Source organism: Arhodomonas sp. KWT (assembly GCF_010993615.1).
Map to the genome: position 1 here is coordinate 1 of NZ_WNXE01001092.1, position 540 is coordinate 540.

At 72.6% G+C, this 540-nt stretch carries 1 protein-coding gene; it reads left to right on the plus strand.

The window, feature by feature from the left end:
* Window positions 1–540: LysR family transcriptional regulator (locus G7A99_RS24320; RefSeq protein ID WP_163144647.1), on the plus strand; the 540-nt coding region annotated here is incomplete at both ends.

The window sequence follows — 540 nt, forward strand, 5'->3', positions numbered from 1 at the left end:
GGTTTCAGCGCGGCCGGCAAGGGGCTGAACCGGACCCAGTCCGCGGTTAGCCTGCAGATCAAGCGCCTGGAAGAGCGCGTGGGGGAGGCGCTGTTCGAGCGCACTAGCCGCTCCGTGCGGCTGACCGAGGCCGGGGGCACCTTCCTGCCCTATGCCCGGCGTATCCTCCGGCTCCAGGAGGAGGCGGTGGGCGCGGTGGGCGAGGGTGCGGAGGCGTCGCAGCTGCGTTTCGGGCTCTCCGAGGAGCAGGCGCTCGCGTATCTCCCGGAGGTGCTCGCCGGCTTCACCCGCGCCCACCCGGAGCTCCACCTGGAGGTCATCTGCGAGATGAGTCCGGTGCTCATCCGGCGGCTGGAGGAGGGCGAGCTGGACCTCGCCCTGGCCGTGCGTCACCGCCATACCAAGACCGGCGAGGTGGTCGCCCGCGAGCCGCTGGTGTGGGTGGCCGCGGAGGGCTTCGTGCCGCCGGTGGGGGCGCCCCTGCCGATGGCGGTCAACCCGGAGGGCTGCACCTATCGTGCGCAGGCGTTCTCCGCGCTC